The following is a 26,378-nucleotide window of genomic DNA, read 5'->3' as shown; positions in this document are numbered from 1 at the left end:
AGGAGAAGAAAAATGACGAAGGTGCTTATTCTCGGCGCAAGCGGACAAATCGCCCGCCATGCCATCGGGATATTGGCCGACGAGGATGATGTGCGGCTGACGCTGTTCGCCCGCAACGCCGCCAAGCTGGTGGAAGTGCCCGCCAATGCTTCCGTCATCCAGGGCGACGTCCTCGATGCCACGCAACTCGGTGCGGCGGTGAAAGGACAAGACATCGTCTATGCCAACCTGACCGGCGAGGACCTCGATGCACAGGCAAAAAGCGTCATCGCCACGATGCAGGCGGCGGGAGTCAATCGGTTGATCTTCATCCTGTCACTGGGAATTTACGATGAGGTTCCCGGCAAGTTCGGCGAATGGAACAATGCAATGATCGGCGAGGACCTGAAACCCTTCCGCCGCGCCGCCGATGCCATCGAGGCATCGGGGCTGGAATACACCATTATCCGCCCCGCCTGGCTGATGGATGAGAATGAAGTGGACTATGAGCTGACACGGCGCAATGAGCCGTTCAAGGGCACGGTCGTCTCGCGCAAGAGCGTGGCCGATCTGATCGTGAAGATCATCCGCGCGCCGGACCTGCATGTGCGCGGCAATGTCGGCGTCAACAAGCCGGGGACCGACGGCGAGAAGCCCTATTTCATGTAAGGTTGCCGCTATTGTTTAGAAGAGGCAGAACGCTCCTTAACCAGTGAGAACAGGCCCGGCGTCGTGAGCTACCGTCTCCGAAACAGTCAGAAGAGCCTGACAGAGCAGGACAAGCCAGCCGAAAACCAGGTGCGATTTCAATGAGTTCCGGCTGATCTTCAGTTGGCATCTTGGAGGGTTAAGGCATAGACGAGTTCTCATCGCCATCCTGCACGGCCCGCCAGCGATCCGCGGCGATAAGGGCGCGGCGATGGCAAGCCCGCGCGACGCACCAGGCGATTGCTCAGTCGGATTGCTGGGTGCGCTCGGCGATCGCGAATGCCTGCAGGTTCTTGGCCTTACCGATATCCTGATCCGCGTTTGCGATGATCGAAAAGAAGGCCGCCCTCGCAATGTCCTTCTTCGAGGCGTTGGGATGCGCTTTCTGAGCTGCCTTGACAAGCTGCTTGGGAGACATGTCGGGCGTGACGATCCTCATGAGGGTGTCGCCGATCGCACTCATTTCACTTGCGTCCATGGCGGGATGTCCTGTGCTGACCGTAAGGCTACAATAGCAAGGACCATTCGCGGCTGCCAAGATGGTACCTGAAATAGAAAACCCCACCGGCAGGGAACCGGAGGGGTTAGTCCTGGGAGGACGCGGGTCGCGCTGCGTTCGCCAACCGCGCGCTCGCCAGATATCGCCCTGTTGCGACACCTATGTGACAGTGGCGTCCGCCGCTCTCGCATTGCCCCGTTAGAAACATAGTCCCAAAGCCCCAATATCAAGCCTTTGGAAAGGAGAGATGTGGTTCTGTTCAGAAGCCTAGGCGCAGGCCGCGTCGGCGACAGACAAGGCGATAGAGGCGGGTGAATGGATATCTTTGGCATCAAGGCGCTGCTGGTCTGCGCATTGATCTTCATTCCGTTCGAACATCTGTTCGCCGAGCGGCCGCAAAAGATCTTTCGCAAGGGCTTCGACGTCGATCTGATCTATCTGATGTTCAACGCCTTCATCATAAAGGTGGCCATGGTCATGATGGCGGCCGTTGTCCTCCACGTCGCCGCAGTCCTTGTCCCTCAATCGGTGACGCGAGCCGTCAGCGGTCAGCCCGTCTGGCTGCAGGTTGCGGAAATCATCCTGATCACCGACATCGGTGTCTATTGGGCACATCGGGCCTTCCACAAAATCCCCGCGCTTTGGAAGTTCCATGCGGTTCACCACGGCATTGAGGAACTGGACTGGCTCGGCGCTTTCCACTCCCACCCGGTCGACGCGATTGCCACAAAGGCGATATCGCTGACGCCGATCTTTCTCCTCGGGTTTTCCGAGGCCTCGATCGCCGTCTTTTCGATGATCTACTTTGGGCACACGATGCTCGTTCATTCGAACCTGCGGGTTCCGTTCGGCCCCTTAAAGTGGCTGATCGCCAGCCCGCAGTTCCATCGCTGGCACCATGCCAACCAGCGCGAAGCCTATGACAAGAATTTCGCTGGGCAACTGCCCCTCCTCGACGTGCTGTTCGGCACCTACAATGCCACCGGCAACAAGGCGCCGGAAAAGTATGGCGTCGATGATCCGATCCCTGCCAGCTATTTCGGACAGATCGGCTATCCGCTCCGGCCCCGCAGGAAGGTTTCGAACCGAGCAGTGCCGAGCGCCGAGGCCTGACGGCTGACGTCGAGAACGCAGGACCCGTTGCCAATCGACATTGGCGGTGTCGGCTGGTGGCAGCAGACGTTGCATCGCGGGTTGGTTTTTGACGGTGCCAGCAATAATTCTAAGCCTCCACATTTGCCTCGGGGCTTTTTCGGCATGTAACAATGGCTGAAGTGAGCGCGCCTGTGCCGATAAAGCCAAGTTTCATTGGGTACCCCGCGGCGTTGTTTCTCAGGATGGTTGCCCGCCGATCAGCGAGCCCCCTGCTCCAGCCGGATCCGGTAGCTCAGCGAACGCTTCACGCCCGGCTCGATCAGCATGAGGCCGGGCTTGTCGCTGAACTCGCCGTCGAACGCCACCGGGCTTGCAGTGCCATGCCACGGTTCGATGCACAGGAACGGGGCACCGCCTGGCTTTGACCAGATGCCCAGTTCCTCAAATCCCTGCCAAGACACTTCGATCGCTGGACCATGCTCGGCGGCATAGCGCACGCTGGTGCCGGCAGGCTGATCCAGGATGACGGCGTCGTCGTCGAACAGCCGTTCGGAGAGCGTTAATGTCTTGCCCTTGATCGGTGTTGGCCACGACTGCGGGAGCAGTAGGCCATCCTTGAGCCGGCGGATCGGCGCCGGTTCGGCCTCGGCAAAGGTCAGCCGGTAGGCATCCTTGGGCAGTTCCGGCAACAGCGGCCAGTTGAATGCCGGGTGCGCGCCGATTGAGGCCGGCAACGGCTCGTCGCCGGTGTTGGTGATCTCGAAGGCCACGCCGAGCTGCTGGCACTCCAGCGTGTAGGTCACAGCCAACCGAAAGGCGAAGGGGTAGTGCGCACGCGTATCGGCGTCGTCGGTGAGGACCAACGTACATGACCGGGGGCCCGTTTCCGCCCACTCGAACGGCTTGTCGCGCGCGAAGCCGTGCTGCGTCATCGGATAGGTCCTGCCGCGATGGCGCAGCTGGTCGCCCTTCAGCCGGCCGACGATAGGAAACAGCACTGGAGAATGGCGGCGCCAGGCTGGTCCGGCCTGCCACAGGAACTCAAACCCCCGCGCATCCCGTAGCGAAACCAGTTCGGCGCCCTGCCCGGCTACAACAACCGAGATGCCGTCGCCATGAAGCGTTTGGCTGTCTGCCACATGTCCTCGCGCGATGTTGAAGGCTGGTGTGGCGCAGACTAGCAAAAGCTCTCGGGGACTCAAGATATAGCCGGGTCTTGCCGGAACGAATTGTGGCCGGAGGAGAAATCCTCCGGCCACCTCTCCGCATCAAGGACGATAATCCTCGCCCTTGCCCACAGCGGACAGTCGTTACTCGCGCTCGCCGGTGAAATTCAGCAGCAGCTGGAAGATGTTGATGAAGTTCAGATAGAGCGAGAAGGCGCCGAAGACGGCTAGCTTCTGCCGAGATTCGGCATCGAAATTCTCGGCATATTGTTCCTTGATCGTCTGCGTGTCCCAGGCGGTCAGGCCGATGAAGACGGCGATGCCGATCACCGAGATGGCGAACTGCAGCGCGGTCGAGCCGAGGAAGATGTTGACGACGCTGGCGATCACCACGCCGATCAGGCCCATGATGAGGAACGACGAGAATTGCGTCAGGTCGCGCCTGGTCGTGTAGCCATAGAGGCTGGTGGCACCGAACATCGTGGAGGCAATGAAGAAGGTGCGCGCGATGCTGGTTCCGGTGAAGACCAGGAATACGGAGGCGAGCGACAGGCCCATCACCGCGCAGAACGCCCAGAACATCGCCTGCGCGCTTGCCGCCGACATGGTCTGCATCTTGAACGAAAACAGCATGACGAAGGCGAGCGGCGCCAGCATCACCACCCACTTCAACGGGCTGGAGAAGATCGGCACATAGAGCGCCGGCGTCGACGACACCATGAAGGCGACCAGGCCGGTGACCACGAGGCCGAGGCCCATATAGTTATAGACGCGCAGCATGTGCTGGCGCAGGCCCTCGTCGTACATGGCACCGGTTTGGGCGCCGGTGCCCACGCGGTATCCCAGATTGGGGGTATTCATTGGGTTCTCCTTTGTGAATCAGTCGGTAAAGCGTGGACCGGTCAGTAAAGCGTTCTGGCGAGCGTCTCGGCGGCGCGGTCGAGATCATGAACCCCGCTGCGCGCGACCACCGCGTAGGCGACCTCGCCGATCTGGAAATAGGCCGCGGAAATATTGCCCGAGGGTGCAACGGTCGGCTTGACCACATCGAAGGTTCCCGGCCGGATCGCAAACAGCGACACCAGGCCCATGTCCGTGGTATCGACCGCCATCTCGACGCTCGGGCCGAAGCGCGACGGATAGATCTGCACGTCGCGCACCTTCCACTCCTTGGGTAGCGACGGCATGACGATCGCGGTTGCCGCACGAATCTCGCCCGCATTGTAATCGGGCGCTTCCGGCTGCGACGGCATGGTTTCGCGCACCAAAGTCGTCCTGTGCGCGCGCACCGCGTCGTCGACATAGGCGGGCGGCTGCGGCGAAGCGATGACCTTGGTTACAGACATTGGACCGATGATGCCGTTCGCCAGCCAACCGGCGGCAACGAAGGCGGCAACGGCGGCAGCGCGCTGCAAGACGCCGAAGATGCGGCCGCGCGCGAGCCCTCTCTCCAGCCGCCGCGCCGCGTCGGCGGTCGGCGGACGTGCCATGCCCTTGGATCCGGCAAGCGCCACGCGCAGTTCATCGCGGGTCCTGAGATCCGACATCACGCGCGCGGCCACCTCCGGTCGCGCCGACAGGAAAGCCTCCACCTCTATGCGGCGCGTGACATCGAGCTGGTCGTCGACATAGGCGTCGAGATCGGTGTCGGTCACGGGGTCGACAAGAGCGGTCATGTGTCGCCTCCCACAATCCTGAGATGATTTTTGCCGCGCGCCGGGGCGGCGTCTTCCATCTGGCGCAAGGCGGCGCGCGCCCTGCCGATGCGCGACATCAGCGTGCCCAGCGGCACGCCGGTGGCATTGGCAGCTTGCTGATAGGAAAGCCCTTCGATGGCGACCAGATGCAACGCCGAACGCTGTTCTTCCGGCAGGTTGAAAAAGGCGTCCCGTACCCGCGCCAAGCGCGCCGAATGCTCCTGCGGCGCCGGCATGCTGGCGTCGGCAAGGTATCCGGCCTGTTCGACGCGCACCGCTTCCGAGCGGCGCGAGCGCATGCGGTCGACAAATGCGTTGTGGACGATCGACAGCAGCCATGCCCGCAGATTTCCGCCGGAGCGGAAGGTGCCGCGCCGCTCATAGGCGCGCACCAGCGCATCATGCACGAGATCCTCAGCATCCGCGCTGTCGCGCGTCAGCGACTGCGCGTAGCGCCGCAGCGGCCCGAGCTGTCCAACAATATCGAAGCGTGGCATCGACCGTTTCATGCCCTGTTTACGGAGCATGTGGGGATTTTAATCCCATCCGCGCTGTTATTATTCGCAGGGATTGCCGAAGTGGATCGACCGCCTCGCCTCAACCCCGGGGGGGTCGACCCCATCAGGTCTGGAGCGACTTTGCCGGTTTTGGGGCAGTTACCCCGCAGGCGCGCAACACCCACCTGCGGCCGTCGCTGCGAAACTCGGTGATGCTCAGCGGCTCGATGTCGATCTTCCCGCCGGCGGTAAGCGGCGCACCAAGCACATGCAGGATCGCGGCGCGGATGATGCTGGCGTGCGTCACCGCGATTGTGTGCCCATGCTCGGCGATCAGTCGGCCCATCAGACCCGAGGCCCTGCCTGCGACATCGGCAAGCGACTCGCCACCGTGCGGCGCCGCATTGGGGTCCGTGAGCCAGGCGGTGATGTCCGCGGGCTGCTCGGCCTGCACGTGCGCGAAGCGCCGGCCGGCCCAGCGGCCGTGGTCCTGATCGGCCAGAAGCGGTTCAACCGATGCGTCCAACGCCAGCGCCTCGGCGGTCTGCCGGGCACGAAGCGCCGGGGCTGTCCACACGCGGTCGGCACGGCGCAATGTTCCGCGCATAGCCTTCGCCAGCGTCAGCGATCGCGGCTCCAGCGGCTCATCCTCCGGGAACGCACCTTGCCGGGTCGCGGCCGTGGCACCGTTGCAGATCATCGTCAGCCTTACGAGCATAGAGCGTGCGTTCCCTGGAGCCGTTGAAAGCGGCACGGTCAGGTGCCGGTTTTTGCCTTGATGTAACCAAAACCGCTGGTGAAGCGCGTTCGATTTGCGTATCACTCCGCCGCGCCAACGGAACCATAGCGATGTTCGAAGATCTTCAGCCAGCTCCCGCCGACAAGATTCTTGCCCTGATCGGCCTCTATCGCGCGGATCCGCGTCCCAACAAAGTCGACCTCGGCGTCGGCGTCTACAAGGATCGCGACGGCAAGACGCCGGTGATGCGTGCCGTGCGCGAAGCCGAAGAGCGACTGCTGCGGGGTCAGGATACCAAGACCTATCTCGGACTTGCTGGGGACACCGGGTTCAACACGGTGATGGCCAAGCTCGCCTTCGGCCCGGGCGCGGACATGTCGCGCATTCGTGCGGCACAGGCGCCCGGCGGCTCCGGTGCGCTGCGGCTGGTGGCGGAACTGCTCAAGCGGACGCGCGCGGACGCAACCGTCTGGCTGTCGAACCCGACCTGGCCGAACCATATGCCGGTGATGCGCGCCGCCGGGCTGCAGATCCGCGAATACCCCTATTTCGATGCGGCCTCGGGCGCGGTTCGTTTCGACGACATGCTGGCGGTGCTGCGGACGGCCAAGAGCGGCGACGTGGTGCTGCTGCATGGCTGCTGCCATAACCCGACCGGCGCCAACTTGGATGCTGCCCAGTGGGCTGCCGTTGCCGAACTGGTCGTCGAGCACGGCCTGCTGCCGTTTGTCGACATCGCCTATCAGGGCTTCGGTGACGGTCTCGAGGCCGACGCCCTCGGCTTGCGGCTGCTGGCGGCGAAAGTTCCCGAAATGGTTGTCGCGTCGAGCTGCTCGAAGAATTTTGCCGTCTACCGCGATCGTGTCGGCGCGGCAATGGTCCTGGCCAAGGACGGCGCGCAGGCCGATGTGGCGATGAGCCAGATACTGTCGGCGGCACGCGCCATGTATTCGATGCCGCCGGACCATGGGGCGGCAGCGGTGCGCATCGTGCTGGAAGACGCCGCCTTGCGTGCCGACTGGGAAGCAGAGCTGGAAGAGATGCGCCTGCGCATGCTCCGCCTTCGTGTCCAGTTTGCGGAGGCGCTGCGCCGCCAGTCCAACTCCGACCGCTTCGATTTCGTCGCCAACCACCGCGGCATGTTCTCGCGGCTCGGCCTCACCGAGGCGCAAGTCGAGCGATTGCGTGCCGAGCATGGGGTCTACATGGTCGGCGACAGCCGCATCAATGTCGCCGGACTGCCTGAAGACGGCATGAATGACCTCGCCAAGGCCATCGTTTCCGTGCTCGACTGAAGCGGCTGACCTGTGGACAAGGCACCCTCGCCGGCTGACAGCATTGGCCGCACGGCGGCCGCAGGATAGCATCCGTACCATGACGCCATCGAAAGATATTTCGCGCCTGATCGAGATCATGGCGGCGTTGCGCGCGCCGAAGACGGGCTGCCCGTGGGATATCGAGCAGGATTTCTCGACCATCGCCCCCTACACGATCGAGGAAGCCTACGAGGTGGCGGATGCCATCGCGCGCGGCGACCTCGACGATCTGCGCGACGAGCTCGGCGATCTCCTGCTGCAGGTCGTCTACCACGCGCGGATGGCCGAGGAAGCCGGCGAATTCACCTTCGGCGACGTGGTCCAGGCCATCACCACCAAGATGATCCGCCGCCACCCGCACGTCTTCGGCGACGAAAAGGCCCGCAGCGCCGGCATGGCGAAGGGCATGTGGGAGAAGATCAAGGCCGAGGAGAAGGCTGAGAAGCGGCAGGCCCGCCTCGACCGCGGCCTCGACCCCGAAGACAATGGCAAGGGGTTTCTGGACAGCGTTCCAGTTGCCCTGCCCGCCTTGACGCGGGCGCTGAAACTTCAGGAAAAGGCAGCCCGCGTCGGCTTCGACTGGAGCGAGGCGGCCCCCATCCTCGACAAGATCGAGGAAGAGATCGGCGAACTGCGCGAAGCGCTGGCCAAGGGCGATACGGCGTCGATCAAGGATGAGTTCGGCGACATGCTGTTTGCCGTCGTCAACCTCGGCCGGCACCTCAAGCTCGATTCGGAAGCCGCGTTGAGCGGCACCAACGAAAAATTCCGGTCGCGCTTCCACTATGTCGAGCAGGCCCTGGAAAAGTCCGGCAACACGCTGGAAAACGCCGGTCTGGCGGAGATGGAAGCACTCTGGCAGGAAGCGAAGCGTGTAAAATAGACCTATAGGCCAGCAACTCCAGACGGGAAAGCTACAACTTTTCCTGGAATTGCTCTGGGTTACCCGTTGTTTTTGCGGCGCAATCGGCTCTCTATCTCTTCGCGGGCGCTCCGCGTGGCCTTGAGCGAGATGGTGGCGCTGCCGTCGTCATTGTCGGTTCGCGAAACGATATCGCCATTGCGATAAAGCCAATCGACAAGGCCGAATTGGGCTGGCTCGATCGTCACCGTCAGGTCCTCGATCTCGCCCGCCATCCGTGTCTCGATGATCGCCTTCAGCGCTTCGATGCCTTCGCCGGTCACCGCCGATACGGCGATCGGCGGCCCCTTGATGCCATCGGCCGCATCGGCAAGCAGCCGGCTCCTGTTGCCTTCGTCGAGCCGGTCGATCTTGTTCCAGACTTCGATCACACGCTTCGTGTCACTGGCATCGACGCCAAGATCCGCCAGGATGCGCTCGACGTCCTCGGCTTGCGCTGCCGTGTCGGGATCGGAAATATCGCGCAGATGGATGACGAGATCGGCCTCGACCACCTCTTCCAGAGTGGCACGAAAAGCGGCGATCAGATGCGTCGGCAGGTCCGAGATAAAGCCGACAGTATCCGACAGGATGATCGGCGTGCCATGCGGCAGGCGCACGCGGCGAAGGGTCGGATCGAGCGTGGCGAACAGCATGTCCTGCGCCAACACCCCCGCCCCGGTCAGCTTGTTGAACAGCGTCGACTTGCCCGCATTGGTGTAGCCGACAATCGCCACCACCGGGAACGGCACCTTCTTGCGCTTGGCCCGGTGCAGGTCGCGTGTGCGCCGCACTATTTCCAGCTCGTGCTTCAGCTTGATGATCTTTTCCTGCAGCTGCCGCCGGTCGGACTCGATCTGCGTTTCGCCGGGGCCGCCGAGAAACCCGGCGCCGCCGCGCTGGCGTTCAAGGTGGGTCCAGCTGCGCACGAGCCGGCCCTTCTGGTAATTCAGATGCGCCAACTCGACCTGCAGCGTGCCTTCCTTGGTGCGGGCGCGCTCGCCGAAAATTTCCAGGATCAAGCCGGTGCGGTCCAGCACCTTGGCATTGAATTCCTTCTCCAGATTGCGCTGCTGCACCGGGGTCAGCGGATGGTCGACGATGACCAGCTCCGCGTGGTTCTCCTTGACGATTTCGGCGAACTCTTCGACCTTGCCGCTGCCGAGCAAGGTCGCCGGACGCGGGTCGTTGACGGTCACGACAGCCGTATGGACCGGATCGAGATTGATGGCGCTGGCGAGGCCGACCGCCTCGTCATGGCGCGCGTCGGCCGAACGCGTCAGCCGCGGACGATTGGTCTCGTCGTCACCGCGCGGCTGGCGGGTAAGGACCGGCACGATGACAACGGCCCGGGTTGGTCCCTCGGCTTCCGTCCCGGGATGGTGCGCTGGTTTTCCGCGAATCGTGCCGTCCGCGTCTTTCTCACGTGCCAATCAGGCGCCCTGGCTTTCCTCGCCATCGAACATCTGAACCGGCTGGCTCGGCATGATCGTGGAAATGGCGTGCTTGTAGACGAGTTGAGAGTGACCGTCGCGGCGCAAAAGGACACAGAAATTGTCGAACGAAGTGACCACGCCGGTCAGCTTCACGCCGTTGATGAGAAAGATGGTGAGCGGGTTCTTGCTCTTGCGAACTGAATTCAGGAACAGGTCCTGAAGGTTTTGCGATCGTTCCGCCATTGTTCTTGTCTTTCGCCGATCCCCTTCGGTTTGCAAGCCAATGCGCCAAATTGTCGGGCACATGTCAAGCGCGCAAACACCGTCTTGCCGTCAATAACGACAAGCAGAACGAGATATATTGATGTTCATTCCACCTGTGCGGTTATCAGGCTGGACTTTTTTCCGCAATGTCAAAAAAGGCCTGCCGCAACGAAAGTGTTATTGATCCGGGGTGCCCATTGGCGACCGGATCGCCGTCGATGGCCACGACAGGCATCGCAATTGTCGTCGCGGAACTGATGAAGGCTTCCTTTGCCGCCTTGGCTTCGGCGACGGAAAAGCCACGCTCCTCGATCTTCAAGCCGAGCTTGGCCGCCACCTCGAACATGGTGGTGCGGGTGATGCCGCGCAGGATGCCGTGCTCGGCCGGCCTCGTGACCAGGACGCCATCCCTGGTGATGATCCAGGCGTTGGACGAGCCACCTTCCTTGACGTTGCCATCGGCGTCTACGAACCAGGCTTCCTGCGCGCCGGCTTCCTTCGCCTTCTGCTTGGCCAGGACGTTGGGCAATAGGCCGACGCTCTTGATGTCAACGCGATCCCAGCGATTCTCGGGCACGGTGATGACGGCAATGCCAGTTTCGGCGCGTTTGGTGCCTGCGGCGGGATCGGCCTTCCTCGCGGTCACCACCAGGGACGGCTTGGTGTCCGCCGAAGGGAAGACGAAGTCGCGGCTGGCGACGCCGCGCGTCACCTGGACATAGACCAGGCCATTCACGACATTGTTGCGGTTCACCACCTCGCGCAGGATGAGCGGCAGCACGTTGCGTGTGACCGGCCAGGCGATCGACAGTTCGGTCAGCGAGCGGTTGAGCCGGGCAAGGTGGCGCGGCATGTCGACGATGAAGCCGCGGGCCACCTCGCAGACCTCATAGACGCCATCGGCGAACTGGTAGCCGCGGTCCTCGATGTGCACGGCGGCGTCCGCATGAGCGACGTAGCGCCCGTTGACATAGGCAATGCGTGGCATCGGCGACCCCTGGAAAACTCTCGGGCTTTCTTATGTGATTCCGCCTTTGCCGTAACTGGCAAATGCTTGGCCCAGGCGCGGCTGATTTGACGAGGCGCGTGTCAGACGCCCAGCGACTTCAGCTTGCGATGCAGTGCTGAGCGTTCCATGCCGATGAATTCGGCGGTTTTGGAGATGTTGCCGCCAAACCGGTTGATCTGGGCGATCAGATAGTCCTTCTCGAACTGTTCACGCGCCTCGCGCAGCGGCAGCGCCATGATGTGCTGGTCGGACTGATTCGGCGTGCGCGGCATGACATCGCCGATCTCGGAAGGCAGAAGGTCAGCGGTGATCGGCGCATCGACATCGTCGCCACGCGCCAGGATCATCAGGCGCTCGACATTGTTGCGCAACTGGCGGACGTTGCCCGGCCAGTTATGCGCCTGCAGTACGGCCAGCGCGTCATCGCCGATGCGGCGCGGTTTTATGCCGGCCTGGCGGGCGATCTGCTTCATGAAATTGTCGACGAGATAGGGAATATCCTCGCGCCGCTCGGCCAGTCCCGGCACCATGACCGGCACCACGGCCAGACGGTGGTAAAGATCCTCCCGGAAACGGCCATCGGCAATCATCGCTTCCAGGTTCTGAGAGGTCGAGGAAATGATGCGAACGTCGACCTTTACCCGTTTGGTGCCCCCTACCCGCTCGAACTGCTGTTCGACAAGGACGCGCAGGATCTTGTTCTGCGTTTCGCGCGGCATGTCGGCCACTTCGTCGATATAGAGAATGCCGCGGTGGGCCTCCTCGAGCGCGCCGACCTTGCGCTCGGTGCCGTTCGATTCAGTACCGAACAGCTCGATCTCCATGCGTTCGGGCGTGATGTTGGCGGCGCTCAGCGTCACGAACGGTGCGCCCTTGCGCGCCGACAGCGTATGGATGGCGCGTGCCGCCAGTTCCTTGCCCGAACCGGAAGGGCCAACGATCATCACGCGGCTGTTGGTCGGCGCGACGCGCTCGATGGTCTGGCGCAGCTGGCTCATCGCCGATGACATGCCGATCAGGTCGAAGGTCTCGCCGCTGCGCTGCTTGAGATCGGAAACCTCGCGCCGCAACTTCGAGGTCTCGAGCGCACGCTCGGCGATAAGGATCAGCCTGTCGGCCTTGAACGGCTTCTCGATGAAGTCATAGGCGCCGCGCCGGATGGCGGAGACCGCTGTTTCGATGTTGCCGTGGCCGGAGATCATCACCACCGGCAGGTTCGGGTGCATGGTCTTGATCTCGTCGAGCAAGGCCAGTCCGTCCAGACGCGAGCCCTGCAGCCAGATGTCGAGGAAAATCAGCCTCGGCGCCCGATCGGCGATCGCCGCCAGCGCGCTGTCGGCATCGAATGCCGTACGGGTTTCGTGACCTTCGTCGCTCAGGATGCCTGCGACGAGCTCGCGGATGTCTTCCTCGTCGTCGACGATGAGAATATCAGACGCCATTACCGACCTTTTCAGTTTCTCTTTCGTGTTCCGCTCTGCTTTCGCCGCGCGGTGGCGCGCCGGCCGCAGGCGGCAGGATGATGCTGATCATCGCGCCGCGACCGCCATGGAAATCCGCGGGCGCATCATGGAGTTCCAGCCTGCCGCCATGGTCTTCCACGATCTTCTTGACGATAGCGAGACCAAGCCCGGTCCCCTTCTCGCGTGTGGTCATATAAGGCTCGAGCAGCCGTTGGCGATTCTCGCGCGGCAGGCCCTTGCCATTGTCGATGACGTCGATTCGAATTGCGCCATTCTGACGGCCGGCTTGAATCCGGATTATGCCGTGCGAACCGTCCTTTTGTTCCAGTCCGTCGATTGCCTCGGCGGCGTTCTTGATCACATTGCCGAAGGCTTGCGCCATCAGCCGGCTGTCGAAAGTGCCCTTGAGCGGTTCGTTGCCGAATATCCGTTCGAAGGTGATGTCCGCGCGGCTGACTTCGACCAGGAACGAAGCCTCGCGCAGCGCTTCGCGCAGGTCTATGGCCTTCATCTCGGGTTTGGGCATGCGTGCGAAAGCCGAGAATTCATCGACCATGCGGCCGATGTCCTCGACCTGCCGGATGATCGTGTCTGTACACTGGTCGAAAACCTCGCGATCCTCGGTGATGACCTTGCCGTAGCGCCGCTTGATGCGTTCGGCCGATAGCTGGATCGGCGTCAGCGGATTCTTGATCTCGTGGGCAATGCGGCGCGCCACGTCGGCCCAGGCGGAAGAGCGCTGGGCCTGGACAAGGTCGGTAATGTCGTCGACCGTCACGACATAGGATTTTTCCTCGGAGCCGTCGTCGCCAGCCTCGATGGTGATCTGGACATTGAAGGTCCGCTCGGCGCCGGCGCGATAGAAGGTCACCTGCTCGCGGTAGACCGGCTTGCCGGATTTGCGGCCGATCTCGAAGACGCGGCCGACATGAGGCAAAATGGTGGAAAGGTTCTGGCCGAGCGCGGCACTGGCGGAGATGGCCAGCATCGATTCGGCCGAACGGTTGACGATGGTGATGATGCCGTAGGGATCGACGCCGATGACGCCCGCAGTGACGCCCGCGAGCACGGCCTCTGAAAAGCGCCGCCGCTCGTCGATCAGATCCTTTGCCGACAGGATTTCGTTGCGCTGCGATTTCAGCTCCAGCAGCATCTTGTTGAACGTGTCGCCGAGCGAGGCGACATCGCCGTCCGAAGGCCTGACGGGTACCGCGACGTCGAGATTGCCGGTCGCGACCTCGTCGGCGGCACCGATGAGCTGGCGGATGGGGCGCACAAGACGGTCGGCGACGGCAATGCCGGTCCAGATCGCCGACAGGATGATGATCAACGTCAGCGACAGGTAGGGCAGCGCGAACGCCACCTGCGAGGTGCGCCTGTTATCTTCAAGATTGCGATACTCGTCCGTGTTGGACCTGACGATCTGCCGCGCCTTGATCACCTCGGGATCGACAAGGCGGATGGTGTAGAGATAGAGCCCCTCGATCTCGCGCAACTTGACGATGGCGCCCATGATGTTGCGGGTGCGCGGTTCGATCAGAACCGGCTTGCCGTCGCTGGCGCTGCTGACCGCACCTTCGGGCGGTTCCGGCATGGCGAAATCGGCATCGGTCTTGGCGCTCATGACGAAAGAACCGTCGGGCTTGATCAGCGCGGCATGCGCCAGTCCGCGCCCCACGGATTCCTTGTTCATCAGATCGAGAAAACCAGTCCGATCAAGACCATACAACGTGCGGGACGCATCGAGGTCATAAGCCATCGATAATGTCGTGCCCTGCAGGTTGCGGGCGTTTTCCTGCACATAGGCGTCGGCGATCGACAGCGAGGAATTGACGATCGTCTTGGTTCGAATCTCGAACCAGCGATCGAGGCCGATATCGAGCGTGATCGAGGCGATGATCGCCACCATGATGGCGGGAATGGCTGCAACCAGCGCGAACATGGCGACGATGCGCACATGCAGTCGCGAGGCCGCCTTGCCATGACGGCGCGCCATGAGGATGCGATGCACCTCGCGTCCGACCAGCGCGATGAGAACGAGGACGAAAGCGGCATTAAGCCCGATCAGCGCCCAGGTCGTTTTGGCATCAGGCGCGATCGGCGTTGCGCCGACCAGGATGGCGAATGAAATGGCAGCCATGACCAACGCGCCGACGACCGCAACCACGCCGGGCAGCGCCAGCAAGCGGCGCCCGTCGCGCGCGCCGGGTTCACTGAAAAGCTGTTGGTTAAGGGTCGGTGCCTGGGGGGCCATGTCGCCGTGTAGAGCCAATGATTGCGTCCGATCTATGCAATGCATTGTGGCGATTATGCAACAAGTGTGACAGCGACGGAAATCTTTCGCCGCTTAGTCCCCCGAAAAGAGGCGATGTCGCAGCGCTCAGCCGGGCCGCGATGATTTGTAGACGTTGACGCCCAGCTCGCGAATCTTCTTGCGCAGCGTATTGCGGTTCAGCCCCAGCAGTTCCGCGGCCTTGATCTGGTTGCCCCGGGTTGCCGTCATCGAGGCCAGCACCAGCGGATATTCGACCTCGGACAGGATGCGCTGGTAGAGGCCAGCGGGTGGCAATTCGCTGGCGAACGAGGCGAAATAGCGCTGCAGGAAGTGCTCCACCGCCTGGCCGATCGACAGGTCGTCGGGAATGAGGTTGCCGCCGCCGGGCACCACGGGGCGCTCGCCGGTCTTCAGCTCCGCCTCGATGATTTCGGCGGAGATCTCATCCTGCGAATAGAGCGCGGCGAGCCGGCGAACGAGATTTTCCAGTTCGCGCACATTGCCCGGCCATGGATAGCGCTTCATCAGCTCGATGCCGCCGGACGAGATGCGCTTGGTCTGCAGCCCTTCCGTCTCGCCAAGTTTGAAAAAATGGCGCACGAGATCGGGCACGTCTTCGGAACGTTCGCGCAACGCCGGCAACCTGAGTGGCACGACGTTGAGGCGATAGAACAGATCCTCGCGAAACAGCCCTTGGTTGATCAGCGTGCGCAGATCCTTGTTCGTGGCCGCCACGATACGCACGTCGGTCTTGATCGGTGTACGGCCGCCAACCGTCGTGTACTCGCCCTGTTGCAGCACGCGCAATAGGCGCGTCTGCGCCTCCATCGGCATGTCGCCGATCTCGTCGAGGAACAGCGTGCCGCCCTCGGCCTGCTCGAACCGGCCGGTGGAGCGGTTCTGAGCACCGGTGAAAGCGCCCTTCTCGTGCCCAAACAGCTCCGATTCGATGAGATCGCGCGGGATTGCCGCCATGTTGATGGCAACGAACGGGCCGCCACGACGGCGGCCATATTCATGCAACGCGCGCGCCACCAGTTCCTTGCCGGTGCCGGATTCGCCCGAGATCATCACCGTCAGGTCGGTCTGCATCATGCGCGCCAGCATGCGGTAGATATCCTGCATGGCCGCCGAGCGGCCGACCAGCGGCATCGTTTCGGGCTGCTCTTCCGGCCGCGCATCGATCTTCGGCCGCCGCGGCTCCGACAGCGCCCGGTTGACGATGGTGAGGAGCTCGGTCAGATCGAAAGGTTTTGGCAGATATTCGTAGGCGCCGGTTTCGGAGGCGCGGATCGCCGTCATGAAGGTGTTTTGCGCACTCATGATGATAACGGGCAGTTCCGGCCGCGCTTTCTTGATGCGCGGCAGCATGTCGAAGGCGTTCTCGTCCGGCATCACCACGTCGGTGATGACGAGGTCGCCCTCGCCAGCCGCCACCCAACGCCACAATGTCGAGGCATTGGAGGTGACGCGCACCTCGTGGCCGACGCGGGAGAGCGCCTGATTGAGCACCGTGCGGATCGCCGCGTCGTCGTCGGCGACGAGAATATTGCCGCGTGCGCTCATTTGCGGTCTCCTTCAGCGTCTTGATCGACGCCATGCGCCGTTTCCTTCCAGGCCGGCATCAGGACGCGGAAGGTCGTCGCGCGCGGGGTCGAATCGCATTCGATGATGCCGCCATGCTCGCCGACGATCTTGGCGACGAGCGCCAGCCCCAGCCCCGAGCCGTTCGGCTTGGTGGTGATGAAGGGATCGAACAGGATCGGCAGGATATCCTCCGAGACGCCGGAGCCGTTGTCGCGCACGCAGAACTCCAGCGGCAGCGACACGCGGTCCTGTGTGCCTGGAACGGAAACGCGAATACCTGGCCTGAAGGCGGTTGACAGTACGATCTCGCCCTGTGGGTCGCTGCCGATCGCCTCGGCGGCATTCTTGATCAGGTTGAGGAACACCTGGATGAGTTGGTCACGGTTGGCGAATACCGGAGGCAATGATGGATCATAGTCCTCGAGAATCTTGATTTTCTTTGCAAAACCATTCTTGGCGATCGCCTTCACATGGTCGAGCACGACATGGATGTTGACAGGGTAGCGGTCGATCGGCCGCTCGTCGGAAAATACCTCCATGCGATCGACCAGCGACACGATGCGGTCCGTCTCGTCGGTGATCAGCCGGGTCAGCGCGCGGTCCTCGTCGGAAGCGGACAGTTCCAGCAACTGGGCGGCGCCTCGGATGCCAGAGAGCGGGTTCTTGATTTCGTGCGCCAGCATCGCCGCCAGGCCGGTCACCGAACGCGCGGCACCGCGATGCGTCATCTGCCGGTCGATCTTGTCGGCCATCGACCGTTCCTGAAACATCACCACGACGGAGCCCGGGAATTCCGGCACCGGCGCGGCGTAGAGATCGACCACCTTCTCGATGCCGAGGCGCGGCGACGACACGTCGACCCGGTACTCGTTGACTGGAGCCCGCCGCTCGCGCACCTGGTCGACCAGCGTCAGCAATGGGCTGCCGAAGGGAATGAGCTTGGACAGGGTATTGCGCGCCAGCATGGTCGCGCTCGAGCGAAAGAAATCCTCGGCATCGGCGTTGGCGAAGGTGATGAATCCTTCCTCGCTGATCATGATCACCGGGCGACGGATGGTGTTGAGGACGATCTGAGCGGCATTCGTCCTATCAGCTCCCTGGGCAGCGGTGGCGTTCATGCGGCGCTCCGCAGCTTCAAGGGTTGCGGATCGCGCGAAAACACATCGCGCAGCAGGGCGATGACGCGGGCCGGTTCGAACGCGGTCAGGATCGCTTTGCGGCTGTCGTCGGCGACGCCACCAGCATGGCGATCGAGATACCAGCCCAGATGCTTGCGCGCCTGGCGCAAGCCGCTTTCGACACCATAAAGCGCCAGCATGTCCTCGTAGTGCGCGACGACATAGTCCGCCAATGCCGCCGGATTCAGCGGCAGGTTGGTCGCCTTTTCGCCTGCGGCCGCGATTGCGATGCCACCGGCAATCCAGGGCGCGCCATAATGCGCTCGGCCGACCATCACCGCATCGGCGCCGGATTGCTCTAGAATGGCGACGGCCTCGGCCGGGGAGCAGACATCGCCATTGGCGACCACCGGAATGGATACGGCCTCTTTGACGCGAGCGATCGCGCGCCAGTCGGCCTTGCCCTGATAGAACTGGCAGCGCGTGCGGCCGTGCACCGTTACCATCTTGACACCAGCCTGTTCGGCGCGTCGCGCAAGCGTGGGCGCGTTGAGGGCATCTTCGTCCCAGCCCAGCCGCATCTTGACCGTCACCGGCACCTTGACCGCTCCGACCACGGCTTCGATCAGCGACAGCGCATGGTCGAGGTCGAGCATCAGCGCCGAGCCGGCATAGCCGCCAGTAACCTTCTTGGCTGGGCAGCCCATGTTGATATCGATGATGTCGGCGCCCTCACCGGCAGCTATACGCGCGCCTTCGGCCATGTGGATCGCCTCGCGGCCGGCAAGCTGCACCATGTGGACCGGCAAGCCTGAATGTCGTATGCGCAGGTCGAAACCCGCCCGGCCCTTGGCGAGCTCGCCGCTGGCCACCATTTCGGACACGACAAGACCCGCGCCATGCGCATGGGCACGGCGCCTGAAGGGCTCATCCGTAATTCCCGACATCGGCGCGAGGAAAACGCGATTGCGGATACTCACGCCGCCGATATCGAGAGGTGCGGCCAGTTTGGTCATATTAACCATGCACAAAAACCAAGCATGTCCATTCGCTGCACATTCACTAGCCAGAACCGCCACGATATGCAACGCGGAATGATGCCGCGTTAAGGCGCAATTGGGAAAATGCTGGCCTTCGGCCTTGGCCACGACTAGGACCAATCGGCATGACGGACGCAAGTGAAAATCACGTTTCGGAGGCGGATGGCGAAGTCGGGGTGGTGATCGTCGCCGCCGGCCGCGGGGCGCGTGCCGGGCAGGCCAATGGACCCAAGCAATACCAAAGCATCGGCGGGCGCGCCGTTATTGCGCACACGCTGGAGATGTTCCTGGCTCACCCCCGAACGGGCCGGATCGTCGTCGCCATCCATGCCGACGATCATGAGCTGTTCCGGCAAGCGGCCGGCGCCGCCGCCGGGCGGGTCACAGCCGTCATGGGCGGCCCGACAAGGCAGGAGTCCGTCCGGCTCGGGTTGCTTGCACTGAAGGAGCATGCGCCAAGCCAGGTTCTGATTCACGACGCCGTCCGGCCGTTCGTTGACGCGGAATTGATCGACCGCACCATCGCCGCCATCACCGAACACGAAGGGGCCTTGCCCGCCCTGCCCGTCGCCGAGACGCTGAAGCGAGAATCAACCTCCGGCGTGGTCGCGGAAACTGTTTCCCGCAGCGGGCTGCACGCTGCGCAAACGCCGCAAGGTTTCCCCTACGGGCCAATCCTCGCCGCGCACAACAAGGCCCATCTGCTGGGCAGACTGGATTTTACCGACGACGCGGCTATCGCCGAATGGGCGCATATTCCAGTCAAGCTCATTCCCGGCTCGCCGGACAATGTCAAACTCACATGGGCACGGGACATCGCCATGGCGCATCAGAGGCTTTCCAACGTGCCGATACACTTTCCCGACATCCGCACCGGTAACGGCTACGACGTCCATAGCTTCGAAGCCGGCGACCACGTCACCCTGTGCGGCGTCGCCATTCCGCATGAGAAGAAGCTATCGGGCCATTCTGACGCCGATGTCGGGTTGCACGCCCTGACCGATGCGCTGCTGGCGACATGCGGCGCCGGCGACATCGGCACGCATTTCCCGCCGTCCGACCCGCAATGGAAAGGTGCCGCGTCCCGGATATTCGTCGAACACGCGGCGAGACTGGTGCGCGAGCGCGGCGGGCGCATCGCCAATGCCGATATCACGCTGATCTGCGAGGCGCCGCGCGTGGGCCCGCACCGCGAGGCGATGACATCAGCCCTTTCACGGATGTTGGGCATTTCCGCCGACCGCATCTCGATCAAGGCGACAACCAACGAGAAGCTCGGCTTCATCGGCCGCGAAGAGGGCATTGCGGCGATCGCCACGGCCAGCGTGGTGTTTCCCGGCGAGGTGCCGGAATGAGCAACAGCGAGCTGGCAATCGCCTTGTTCGAGGCCTGCCGGGAGCGCGGCATCATGGTGGCGACGGCGGAAAGTTGCACCGGCGGCATGATCATCGCCGCGCTGACCGACATCGCCGGCTCCTCCGCGGTGGTCGACCGGGGCTTCATCACCTATTCCAATGAAGCCAAGATGGACATGCTTGGTGTTCGCGCCGCCACACTCGACGCGCATGGCGCGGTATCGCGCGAGACAGCGGTCGAGATGGCAGCCGGTGCGCTTGCCCGATCGCGCGCCGGGCTAACCCTGGCAGTCACCGGCATCGCCGGGCCTGGAGGTGGTTCAGTGGAAAAGCCCGTCGGCCTAGTGTGGTTCGGCGTCGGCCTGGACGGCAAGATGGTCACTGCCGAACGGATGCTCTTTGCCGACAAGGGCCGCGATTTCATTCGCCGCGAAACGGTCAGGCACGCACTGGAACTCGGGCTGAAAGCTCTCGGCCGGCATTAAAGCGCCACGGCGCGCTTGGTACCTTGTTTTTTGTGCATGTCGCCGTTCCCAATACCGCTGCGCACTTTGGGCGACATGCATCAGGCTGAGGGCGTGACACCATAGATGACGTCGGCGCGCTTTTCGAACGCCTCGGCGAACATGCGGAAGGCACGGTCGAACATGGTGCCCATCAGCGCGCCCAGAATGCGGCTCTTGAATTCATAATCGATGAAGAAACGGACGACGCACCCGTCGCCATCGGGCTCGAAACGCCAGACATTGCTCAAATATTTGAACGGGCCGTCAATGTACTTCACGTCGATGGCGTTCTCGTCGGGCTTCAGCAACACCTGCGTGGTGAAGGTCTCACGGATCGCCTTGTAGCCGATGCTCATGTCGGCGACGAGGATGGTCCGTCCGTCACGCTCCTTGCGCGAGCGCACCGTCAACGCTTCGCAGAGCGGCAGGAATTGCGGATAGGCCTCGATGTCGGCGACCAGCGCGAACATCTGCTGCGGCGTATGGGCGACGCGGCGGGTGGCTTCGAATTTCGGCATGAAACCGGCTCTAGAGCACTTCGCGTCGAAACAGCTTCATGCGACGCGCTTTAGATTCGTTGTTTTCATGCATGTCGTTCTTCCAAAATCGAGGTCACTTTTGGGCGACATGCATTTAGAGTGATTTCTCGAGCTGGGCTTCGCGCGTCGCGCGCAGCCTGGCGAAATCGTCGCCGGCATGGTGCGATGAACGCGTCAGCGGGCTCGACGCCATCAGCAGAAAACCCTTGGTCCGGCCGATCGTCTCAAAGGACTTGAACTCCTCCGGCGTGACGAAGCGGATCACCGGATGGTGCTTCTTCGACGGCTGCAGATACTGACCGATCGTCATGAAGTCGACATTGGCCGAACGCAGATCGTCCATCAGCTGCAGGATTTCGTTCCGCTCCTCGCCCAGGCCGACCATGATGCCGGACTTGGTGAAGATCGACGGATCGAGTTCCTTGACCCGCTGCAACAGCCTGATCGAGTGGAAATAGCGGGCGCCCGGCCTGACCTTCAGATAGTTCGACGGCACGGTTTCCAGATTGTGATTGAAAACGTCGGGCCTGGCCGCCACGACGATCTCCAGCGCGCCGTCCTTGCGCAGGAAATCGGGCGTCAGGATTTCAATCGTGGTCGATGGCGTTGCGGCGCGGATGGCCCGAATAACATCGGCGAAGTGCTGCGCGCCGCCATCGGCGAGGTCGTCGCGGTCGACCGAGGTGATGACGACGTGGCTAAGACCCATCTGCTTGACGGCATGCGCGACGCGGGCCGGCTCATCGGGATCGAGCGCGGTCGGAATGCCGGTGGCGACGTTGCAGAAGGCGCAGGCGCGCGTGCAGATCTCGCCCATGATCATGAAGGTGGCGTGCTTCTTTTCCCAACACTCGCCAATATTCGGGCAACCGGCCTCTTCGCAGACGGTCACCAGCTTGTGGGATTTCACGATCTCCCGCGTCTCGGCATAGCCCTTGGAGACCGGCGCCTTGACGCGGATCCAGTCGGGCTTGCGCAACACCTCCTGGTCGGGCTTGTGCGCCTTCTCGGGATGCCGCAGCCGCGGCGCGTTGGCGATCGTATCGAGGACCGTGACCATCTTAACCCTGGTTTTCTTCGCGACCGCCGCCGGCGATCGTCACTTGCACGTCATCTAGGACTTTTCAACACAAAGAAAAAGGCTGCGGCGGCACATGCCGCCACAACCGTTTTCGCATAGCGGAATGGTATCGACTAGCGGCGCACCAGGCGCCCTACCCAGATCAGCAGGCAGGCGCCAATGAAGCCTGTGATCAGATAGGCGGTCCAGCCGACCCCGAAGACGCCGATGTTCAGGGCCTGCAGGATCGCGTTCAGCACGATTGCGCCCACGATGCCGAGAATAATGTTCATGAAAATGCCAGTGTTGCTCTTCATGACCATTTCGGCGAGCCACCCCGCCAAGCCTCCGATGATGATCGCTGCTATCCAGCCGACGCCATTCAAGTGCATATGCCCTCTCCTTGAGTGATGGGTGAAAATGCATTCGGAAATGAACTACTTTGCCAGCGAGCTCCTGCGGCCTGCGCATCTGAGTCTCGTGCAGGCAATTTATCATGCGTTCAGCGCGCGGCCATAGGCATCGAGCACGCTTTCCTTCATCACCTCCGACAGCGTCGGATGCGGGAAGATGGTGTGCATCAGTTCTTCCTCGGTCGTTTCGAGGTTCATCGCCACGACAAAACCCTGGATCAGTTCGGTCACCTCGGCACCGACCATGTGCGCGCCGAGCAACTGACCCGTCTTCTTGTCGAAGATGGTCTTGATGAACCCCTGATCCTCGCCGAGCGCGATCGCCTTGCCATTGGCGGCGAACTGGAAACGGCCGACGCGGATATCCTTGCCTTCGGCCTTGGCCCTTGCTTCCGTGAGACCAACGGAGGCGACCTGCGGATTGCAGTAGGTGCAGCCGGGAATCTTGAGCTTGTCAATGGCATGCACGCCGGGAAAGTTGGCGATCTTCTCGACGCACACCACGCCTTCATGCTCGGCCTTGTGGGCCAGCATCGGCGGGCCGGCGACATCGCCGATGGCGTAGATGCCGGGTACGTTCGTCTTGCCGTAACCGTCGACAACGACGCAGCCGCGATCCGTCTTCACGCCAAGCGCTTCAAGGCCGAGATTCTCGATGTTGCCCTGCACGCCGACGGCCGAGATCATGCGGTCGGCGGTGATCTTCTCGACCTTGCCATCCTTCATCTCGACATGCGCGGTGACCGAGTTGGCAGCCTTCTCGACCTTGGTCACCTTGGCTTCGAGGATGATCTTCATGCCTTGTTTCTCGAACTGCTTTTGCGCGAACTTCGACACTTCGGCGTCCTCCACCGGCACTACCGCCGGCAGCAATTCGACCACCGTCACCTCGGCACCCATGGTGCGATAGAAGGAGGCGAATTCGATGCCGATGGCGCCCGAACCCATGACCAGCAGCGACTTCGGCATTTCCTTCGGCACCATGGCCTCGAAGTAGGTCCAGATCAGCTTACCGTCCGGTTCAATGCCGGGCAGCGCGCGCGGCCTGGCGCCGGTCGCCAGGATGATATGCTTGGCGCTGTAGGTGCCCTCACCCTTGACGCCCTTCGGCACTGGCGGCTGCGGTTCCATCGGCTTCTTGGCCGTCTTGGACACGACGATCTCGCCCGGCTTGGAAAGCTTGGCCTCACCCCAGATGACGTCGACCTTGTTCTTCTTCATCAGGAAGGCAACGCCGCCATTGAGTCGCAGCGACACCTTGCGGGACCGATCGACCACGGCCGCTGTGTCGGCGCTCACTTTGCCGTCGAGCTTCAACCCATAGTCCTTCAGGTGATCCGAATAGTGCATGATCTCGGCCGAGCGCAGCAGCGCCTTGGTCGGAATGCAGCCCCAGTTGAGACAGATCCCGCCGAGATGCTCGCGCTCGACGATCGCCGTCTTGAAGCCAAGCTGGGCGGAACGCACCGCCGCGACATAGCCGCCGGGACCGGAGCCGATGATGATGACGTCGTAGTTCTCAGCCACGGTTTTTCTCCTTCACAATTCCAGCATCACGCGCACGACCGGCGTCAGCGCCTTGCCGATGTTCCGTGTGTTTTCGGCGTCGAGATGGACGCCATCGAGCGGCGTGGTTTGCGCTACGGTAGCTGCATCGAAGAAACCGCAACCGGCCTCGTCGGCAAGCGCCTCATACTGCGATGCCAGATACTTCGAAGCGTCATCGCCGCCGGCATACATTTCCCTGAAGTCGGCATTTTCGGTGCGGCTGACAACAGGAGGCGAGACGACCAGTATCTGCGGCGCTTCCCAGTCGAACGGGTAGTCGTGGCCGCGCACGATGTCGATAAGCCGCCGCATGCCTTGCTTGGCCGCGACCGGATTGCCATGGATCCACGGCTTCATGTCGTTGGCACCGAGCAGGATGATTATCAGGTCGATAGGCGCATGCGTGGTCAGAGCCGTCGGCAGCAGCCTGGCGCCGTTGCGATCGGCACCAGCCAGATGATCATCGAAGGCCGTGGTGCGGCCATTGAGGCCGTCGGCGATGACCTGAACGCCTCCGCCAAGGCCAGCCTGCAGCACGCTTGGCCAGCGATCCTCAAACGCGTGACGGCCGCCCTCGGCATTGTAGCCCCAGGTCAGCGAGTCACCGTAGCAAAGCACCGTCTTCATCCGTTCAACCCACCCTTCCACCAGTCAAGCCGCGCTTCACACGCCAGCTTACAAACTGGCGTCGGTGACGGCGGCCAGCTTCCCGCGCGAGAAGGCCGCCGGCGAATCCGGAGAGGATGAAGGCGAAAAGGCTGGTGAAGAATTTCCGCACCGCCTTCTCCTTTACCTAGACCAGCATGCCCATCGGGTTTTCGATCAGCCGCTTGAAGGCGACGAGCAGTTCCGCACCCAGCGCTCCATCGACGGCGCGATGGTCGGTCGACAGCGTCACCGACATCACGGTGGCGATTTTGATCTCGCCATTCCTGACCACCGCCCGCTCCTCGCCGGCACCCACCGCCAGGATCGTCGCATGCGGCGGGTTGATGACGGCGGCGAAGTCCTTGATGCCGAACATGCCGAGGTTGGACACCGCCGTGGTGCCGCCCTGATATTCTTCCGGCTTCAGCTTGCGGCTGCGGGCCCGGCTGGCCAGATCCTTCATCTCGTTGGAGATGGTCGACAGCGTCTTTTCATCGGCCTTGCGGATGATCGGCGTGATCAGGCCGCCGGGGATCGAGACGGCGACGCCGACATCGGCATGCCTGTGCTTGACCATGGCGCTTTCGGTCCAGGAGGCGTTGGCATCCGGCACCGCCTTCAGCGCCATGGCCATGGCCTTGATCACCATGTCGTTGACCGACAGCTTGTAGGCCGGGGCTTCACCCTTGTCGGTCTTCTTTGTCGGCGCTGCCGCATTGAGCTGCGAGCGCAGCGCCAGAAGCGCGTCGAGCTCGCAATCGAGCGTCAGGTAGAAATGCGGGATGGTGGTCTTGGCCTCGACCAAGCGCCGCGCGATGGTCTTGCGCATATTGTCGTGCGGGACGAGATCGTAGGAGCCTTCCTCGAACAGCTTCAGCACCTGATCGTCCGACATCGCTTTCACTGCCGGAGCAGCGGCTGAAGCGGCAGGCGCGCCAGCCGGAGCCTTGGCCGCGGGCGCCGTCTTGGCACCACCGGCAATCGCGGCATCGACGTCAGCCTTCACCACACGGCCATGCGGGCCGGTGCCGGTGACGGCCGAGACATCGACGCCAGCCTCCTTGGCGATACGGCGGGCAAGCGGCGATGCAAAGGTGCGCTCGCCGGCCGCATGACCATTGCCGGCCGGAGCCGCCTTTGGTGGGGTAACGGCAGGTTCAGACTTCGGGGCCTCGGCCTTTGGTGCGTCTGCCTTGGGAGAATCCGCCTTCGCTGCTTCGGCTTTCACTGGCGCGGTACCATCACCGCTCTTGGCGGCAGCGCTTGCATCCTCGCCCTCGGCGGCGAGCACCGCGATCAGCGCGTTGACCTTGACGCCTTCCGTGCCGGCGGGGACGACAAGCTTTGCAACCGTCCCCTCATCGACGGCTTCGACTTCCATCGTTGCCTTGTCGGTCTCGATCTCCGCAATGACATCGCCGGGCGAAACCTTGTCGCCCTCCTTGACCAGCCATTTCGAAAGGTTGCCCTCTTCCATCGTGGGCGAGAGCGCCGGCATGGTGATGTTGATTGGCATTTTG

The 26,378-nt window shown here is 62.7% G+C and carries 26 protein-coding genes; 6 read left to right on the top strand and 20 right to left on the bottom strand.

Features of this window, described 5'->3' with window-relative positions:
• The first annotated feature begins 12 nt into the window (after positions 1-12).
• Positions 13-648, top strand: coding sequence for an SDR family oxidoreductase (locus FJ930_RS19610; protein ID WP_141839737.1), 636 nt, complete (start codon positions 13-15; stop codon positions 646-648).
• Positions 649-931: 283 nt separating this feature from the next.
• On the opposite strand, the gene FJ930_RS19605 is transcribed toward FJ930_RS19610, so the two are convergent.
• Positions 932-1,165, bottom strand: a complete 234-nt coding sequence (locus FJ930_RS19605; protein ID WP_140606901.1) for a hypothetical protein — start codon at positions 1,163-1,165, stop codon at positions 932-934.
• Positions 1,166-1,501: 336 nt separating this feature from the next.
• Here FJ930_RS19605 and FJ930_RS19600 point away from each other — a divergent pair, with 336 nt between their 5' ends.
• The gene (locus FJ930_RS19600; protein WP_141839736.1) at positions 1,502-2,299 is read left to right on the top strand and encodes a sterol desaturase family protein; all 798 of its coding nucleotides are present in this window, start codon (positions 1,502-1,504) and stop codon (positions 2,297-2,299) included.
• Positions 2,300-2,538: 239 nt separating this feature from the next.
• Here the strand turns inward: FJ930_RS19600 and FJ930_RS19595 are convergent, their stop codons facing one another.
• The 5 genes from FJ930_RS19595 to FJ930_RS19575 all read right to left on the bottom strand — a co-directional run bounded on the left by FJ930_RS19595 (position 2,539) and on the right by FJ930_RS19575 (position 6,359).
• Positions 2,539-3,420, bottom strand: coding sequence for an aldose 1-epimerase family protein (locus FJ930_RS19595; protein ID WP_141839735.1), 882 nt, complete (start codon positions 3,418-3,420; stop codon positions 2,539-2,541).
• 171 nt (positions 3,421-3,591) lie between these two features.
• Positions 3,592-4,308, bottom strand: coding sequence for a Bax inhibitor-1/YccA family protein (locus FJ930_RS19590; protein WP_141839734.1), 717 nt, complete (start codon positions 4,306-4,308; stop codon positions 3,592-3,594).
• A 41-nt stretch (positions 4,309-4,349) separates the two neighbouring features.
• Positions 4,350-5,123, bottom strand: a complete 774-nt coding sequence (locus tag FJ930_RS19585; RefSeq protein ID WP_141839733.1) for an anti-sigma factor — start codon at positions 5,121-5,123, stop codon at positions 4,350-4,352.
• A complete protein-coding gene (locus tag FJ930_RS19580; protein WP_246676959.1) occupies positions 5,120-5,641 on the bottom strand; it encodes a sigma-70 family RNA polymerase sigma factor in 522 nt (173 codons plus the stop codon). Before FJ930_RS19580 ends, FJ930_RS19585 begins: the two co-directional genes overlap by 4 nt.
• A 124-nt stretch (positions 5,642-5,765) precedes the next feature.
• The gene (locus FJ930_RS19575; RefSeq protein ID WP_141839731.1) at positions 5,766-6,359 is read right to left on the bottom strand and encodes a histidine phosphatase family protein; all 594 of its coding nucleotides are present in this window, start codon (positions 6,357-6,359) and stop codon (positions 5,766-5,768) included.
• A 131-nt stretch (positions 6,360-6,490) separates the two neighbouring features.
• On the opposite strand from FJ930_RS19575, the gene FJ930_RS19570 reads away from it, so the two are divergent.
• Both FJ930_RS19570 and mazG read left to right on the top strand, forming a co-directional pair.
• Positions 6,491-7,675, top strand: a complete 1,185-nt coding sequence (locus FJ930_RS19570; protein ID WP_141839730.1) for an amino acid aminotransferase — start codon at positions 6,491-6,493, stop codon at positions 7,673-7,675.
• A gap of 79 nt (positions 7,676-7,754) precedes the next feature.
• Positions 7,755-8,579, top strand: coding sequence for a nucleoside triphosphate pyrophosphohydrolase (gene mazG, locus FJ930_RS19565; protein WP_141839729.1), 825 nt, complete (start codon positions 7,755-7,757; stop codon positions 8,577-8,579).
• A 59-nt stretch (positions 8,580-8,638) separates the two neighbouring features.
• On the opposite strand, the gene hflX is transcribed toward mazG, so the two are convergent.
• The 8 genes from hflX to dusB form a co-directional block, all read right to left on the bottom strand.
• Complete coding sequence (hflX, locus tag FJ930_RS19560; protein ID WP_141839728.1) at positions 8,639-10,030, bottom strand: GTPase HflX; 1,392 nt, start codon at positions 10,028-10,030, stop codon at positions 8,639-8,641.
• Positions 10,031-10,276 carry an RNA chaperone Hfq gene (gene hfq / locus FJ930_RS19555; RefSeq protein ID WP_006202172.1) on the bottom strand — a complete coding sequence of 82 codons (246 nt, stop codon included), beginning with the start codon at positions 10,274-10,276 and terminating at the stop codon, positions 10,031-10,033. It abuts the gene before it with no gap.
• A gap of 145 nt (positions 10,277-10,421) precedes the next feature.
• Positions 10,422-11,285, bottom strand: a complete 864-nt coding sequence (locus tag FJ930_RS19550) for a D-amino-acid transaminase (protein WP_140739365.1) — start codon at positions 11,283-11,285, stop codon at positions 10,422-10,424.
• A 101-nt stretch (positions 11,286-11,386) separates the two neighbouring features.
• On the bottom strand, positions 11,387-12,748 hold the full coding sequence (locus FJ930_RS19545; RefSeq protein ID WP_140606866.1) for a sigma-54 dependent transcriptional regulator: 1,362 nt from the start codon (positions 12,746-12,748) through the stop codon (positions 11,387-11,389).
• Positions 12,738-15,023, bottom strand: coding sequence for a PAS domain-containing sensor histidine kinase (locus tag FJ930_RS19540; protein ID WP_181176265.1), 2,286 nt, complete (start codon positions 15,021-15,023; stop codon positions 12,738-12,740). Before FJ930_RS19540 ends, FJ930_RS19545 begins: the two co-directional genes overlap by 11 nt.
• 126 nt (positions 15,024-15,149) lie before the next feature.
• On the bottom strand, positions 15,150-16,610 hold the full coding sequence (gene ntrC / locus FJ930_RS19535; protein WP_140739361.1) for a nitrogen regulation protein NR(I): 1,461 nt from the start codon (positions 16,608-16,610) through the stop codon (positions 15,150-15,152).
• A complete protein-coding gene (locus FJ930_RS19530; RefSeq protein ID WP_140739358.1) occupies positions 16,607-17,749 on the bottom strand; it encodes a nitrogen regulation protein NR(II) in 1,143 nt (380 codons plus the stop codon). Before FJ930_RS19530 ends, ntrC begins: the two co-directional genes overlap by 4 nt.
• Positions 17,746-18,774: a tRNA dihydrouridine synthase DusB gene (gene dusB, locus FJ930_RS19525; RefSeq protein ID WP_141839727.1), complete on the bottom strand. Its 1,029-nt coding sequence runs from the start codon at positions 18,772-18,774 to the stop codon at positions 17,746-17,748. Before dusB ends, FJ930_RS19530 begins: the two co-directional genes overlap by 4 nt.
• 140 nt (positions 18,775-18,914) lie before the next feature.
• On the opposite strand from dusB, the gene FJ930_RS19520 reads away from it, so the two are divergent.
• Together FJ930_RS19520 and FJ930_RS19515 are read left to right on the top strand one after the other, a co-directional pair.
• Positions 18,915-20,144 (top strand): bifunctional 2-C-methyl-D-erythritol 4-phosphate cytidylyltransferase/2-C-methyl-D-erythritol 2,4-cyclodiphosphate synthase, encoded by a 1,230-nt coding sequence (locus tag FJ930_RS19520; protein WP_141839726.1) that lies wholly within the window; start codon positions 18,915-18,917, stop codon positions 20,142-20,144.
• Positions 20,141-20,629 (top strand): CinA family protein, encoded by a 489-nt coding sequence (locus FJ930_RS19515; protein ID WP_141839725.1) that lies wholly within the window; start codon positions 20,141-20,143, stop codon positions 20,627-20,629. The genes FJ930_RS19520 and FJ930_RS19515 overlap by 4 nt, the downstream gene beginning before the upstream one ends.
• Before the next feature lie 80 nt (positions 20,630-20,709).
• Here the strand turns inward: FJ930_RS19515 and FJ930_RS19510 are convergent, their stop codons facing one another.
• From FJ930_RS19510 to FJ930_RS19485, 6 genes are all read right to left on the bottom strand, one after another.
• Positions 20,710-21,168 carry a type II toxin-antitoxin system RatA family toxin gene (locus FJ930_RS19510; RefSeq protein WP_141839724.1) on the bottom strand — a complete coding sequence of 153 codons (459 nt, stop codon included), beginning with the start codon at positions 21,166-21,168 and terminating at the stop codon, positions 20,710-20,712.
• Positions 21,169-21,283: 115 nt separating this feature from the next.
• Positions 21,284-22,249: a lipoyl synthase gene (lipA, locus tag FJ930_RS19505; protein ID WP_141839723.1), complete on the bottom strand. Its 966-nt coding sequence runs from the start codon at positions 22,247-22,249 to the stop codon at positions 21,284-21,286.
• Between the two features lie 134 nt (positions 22,250-22,383).
• On the bottom strand, positions 22,384-22,641 hold the full coding sequence (locus FJ930_RS19500; RefSeq protein ID WP_141839722.1) for a GlsB/YeaQ/YmgE family stress response membrane protein: 258 nt from the start codon (positions 22,639-22,641) through the stop codon (positions 22,384-22,386).
• Between the two features lie 102 nt (positions 22,642-22,743).
• Positions 22,744-24,189, bottom strand: a complete 1,446-nt coding sequence (gene lpdA / locus FJ930_RS19495) for a dihydrolipoyl dehydrogenase (protein ID WP_141839721.1) — start codon at positions 24,187-24,189, stop codon at positions 22,744-22,746.
• A 12-nt stretch (positions 24,190-24,201) separates the two neighbouring features.
• Entirely contained in the window at positions 24,202-24,837 is a 636-nt protein-coding gene (locus tag FJ930_RS19490) for an SGNH/GDSL hydrolase family protein (protein WP_141839720.1), read from the bottom strand.
• Positions 24,838-25,003: 166 nt separating this feature from the next.
• Positions 25,004-26,374, bottom strand: a complete 1,371-nt coding sequence (locus tag FJ930_RS19485; RefSeq protein WP_141839719.1) for a pyruvate dehydrogenase complex dihydrolipoamide acetyltransferase — start codon at positions 26,372-26,374, stop codon at positions 25,004-25,006.
• Positions 26,375-26,378: the final 4 nt, after the last annotated feature.

Origin of the sequence: Mesorhizobium sp. B2-4-15, from assembly GCF_006658505.1 — a bacterium.
GTDB lineage: Bacteria > Pseudomonadota > Alphaproteobacteria > Rhizobiales > Rhizobiaceae > Mesorhizobium.
Note: the sequence above shows the minus strand (reverse complement) of the source record. Positions and strands in the feature narration are given on the sequence as shown.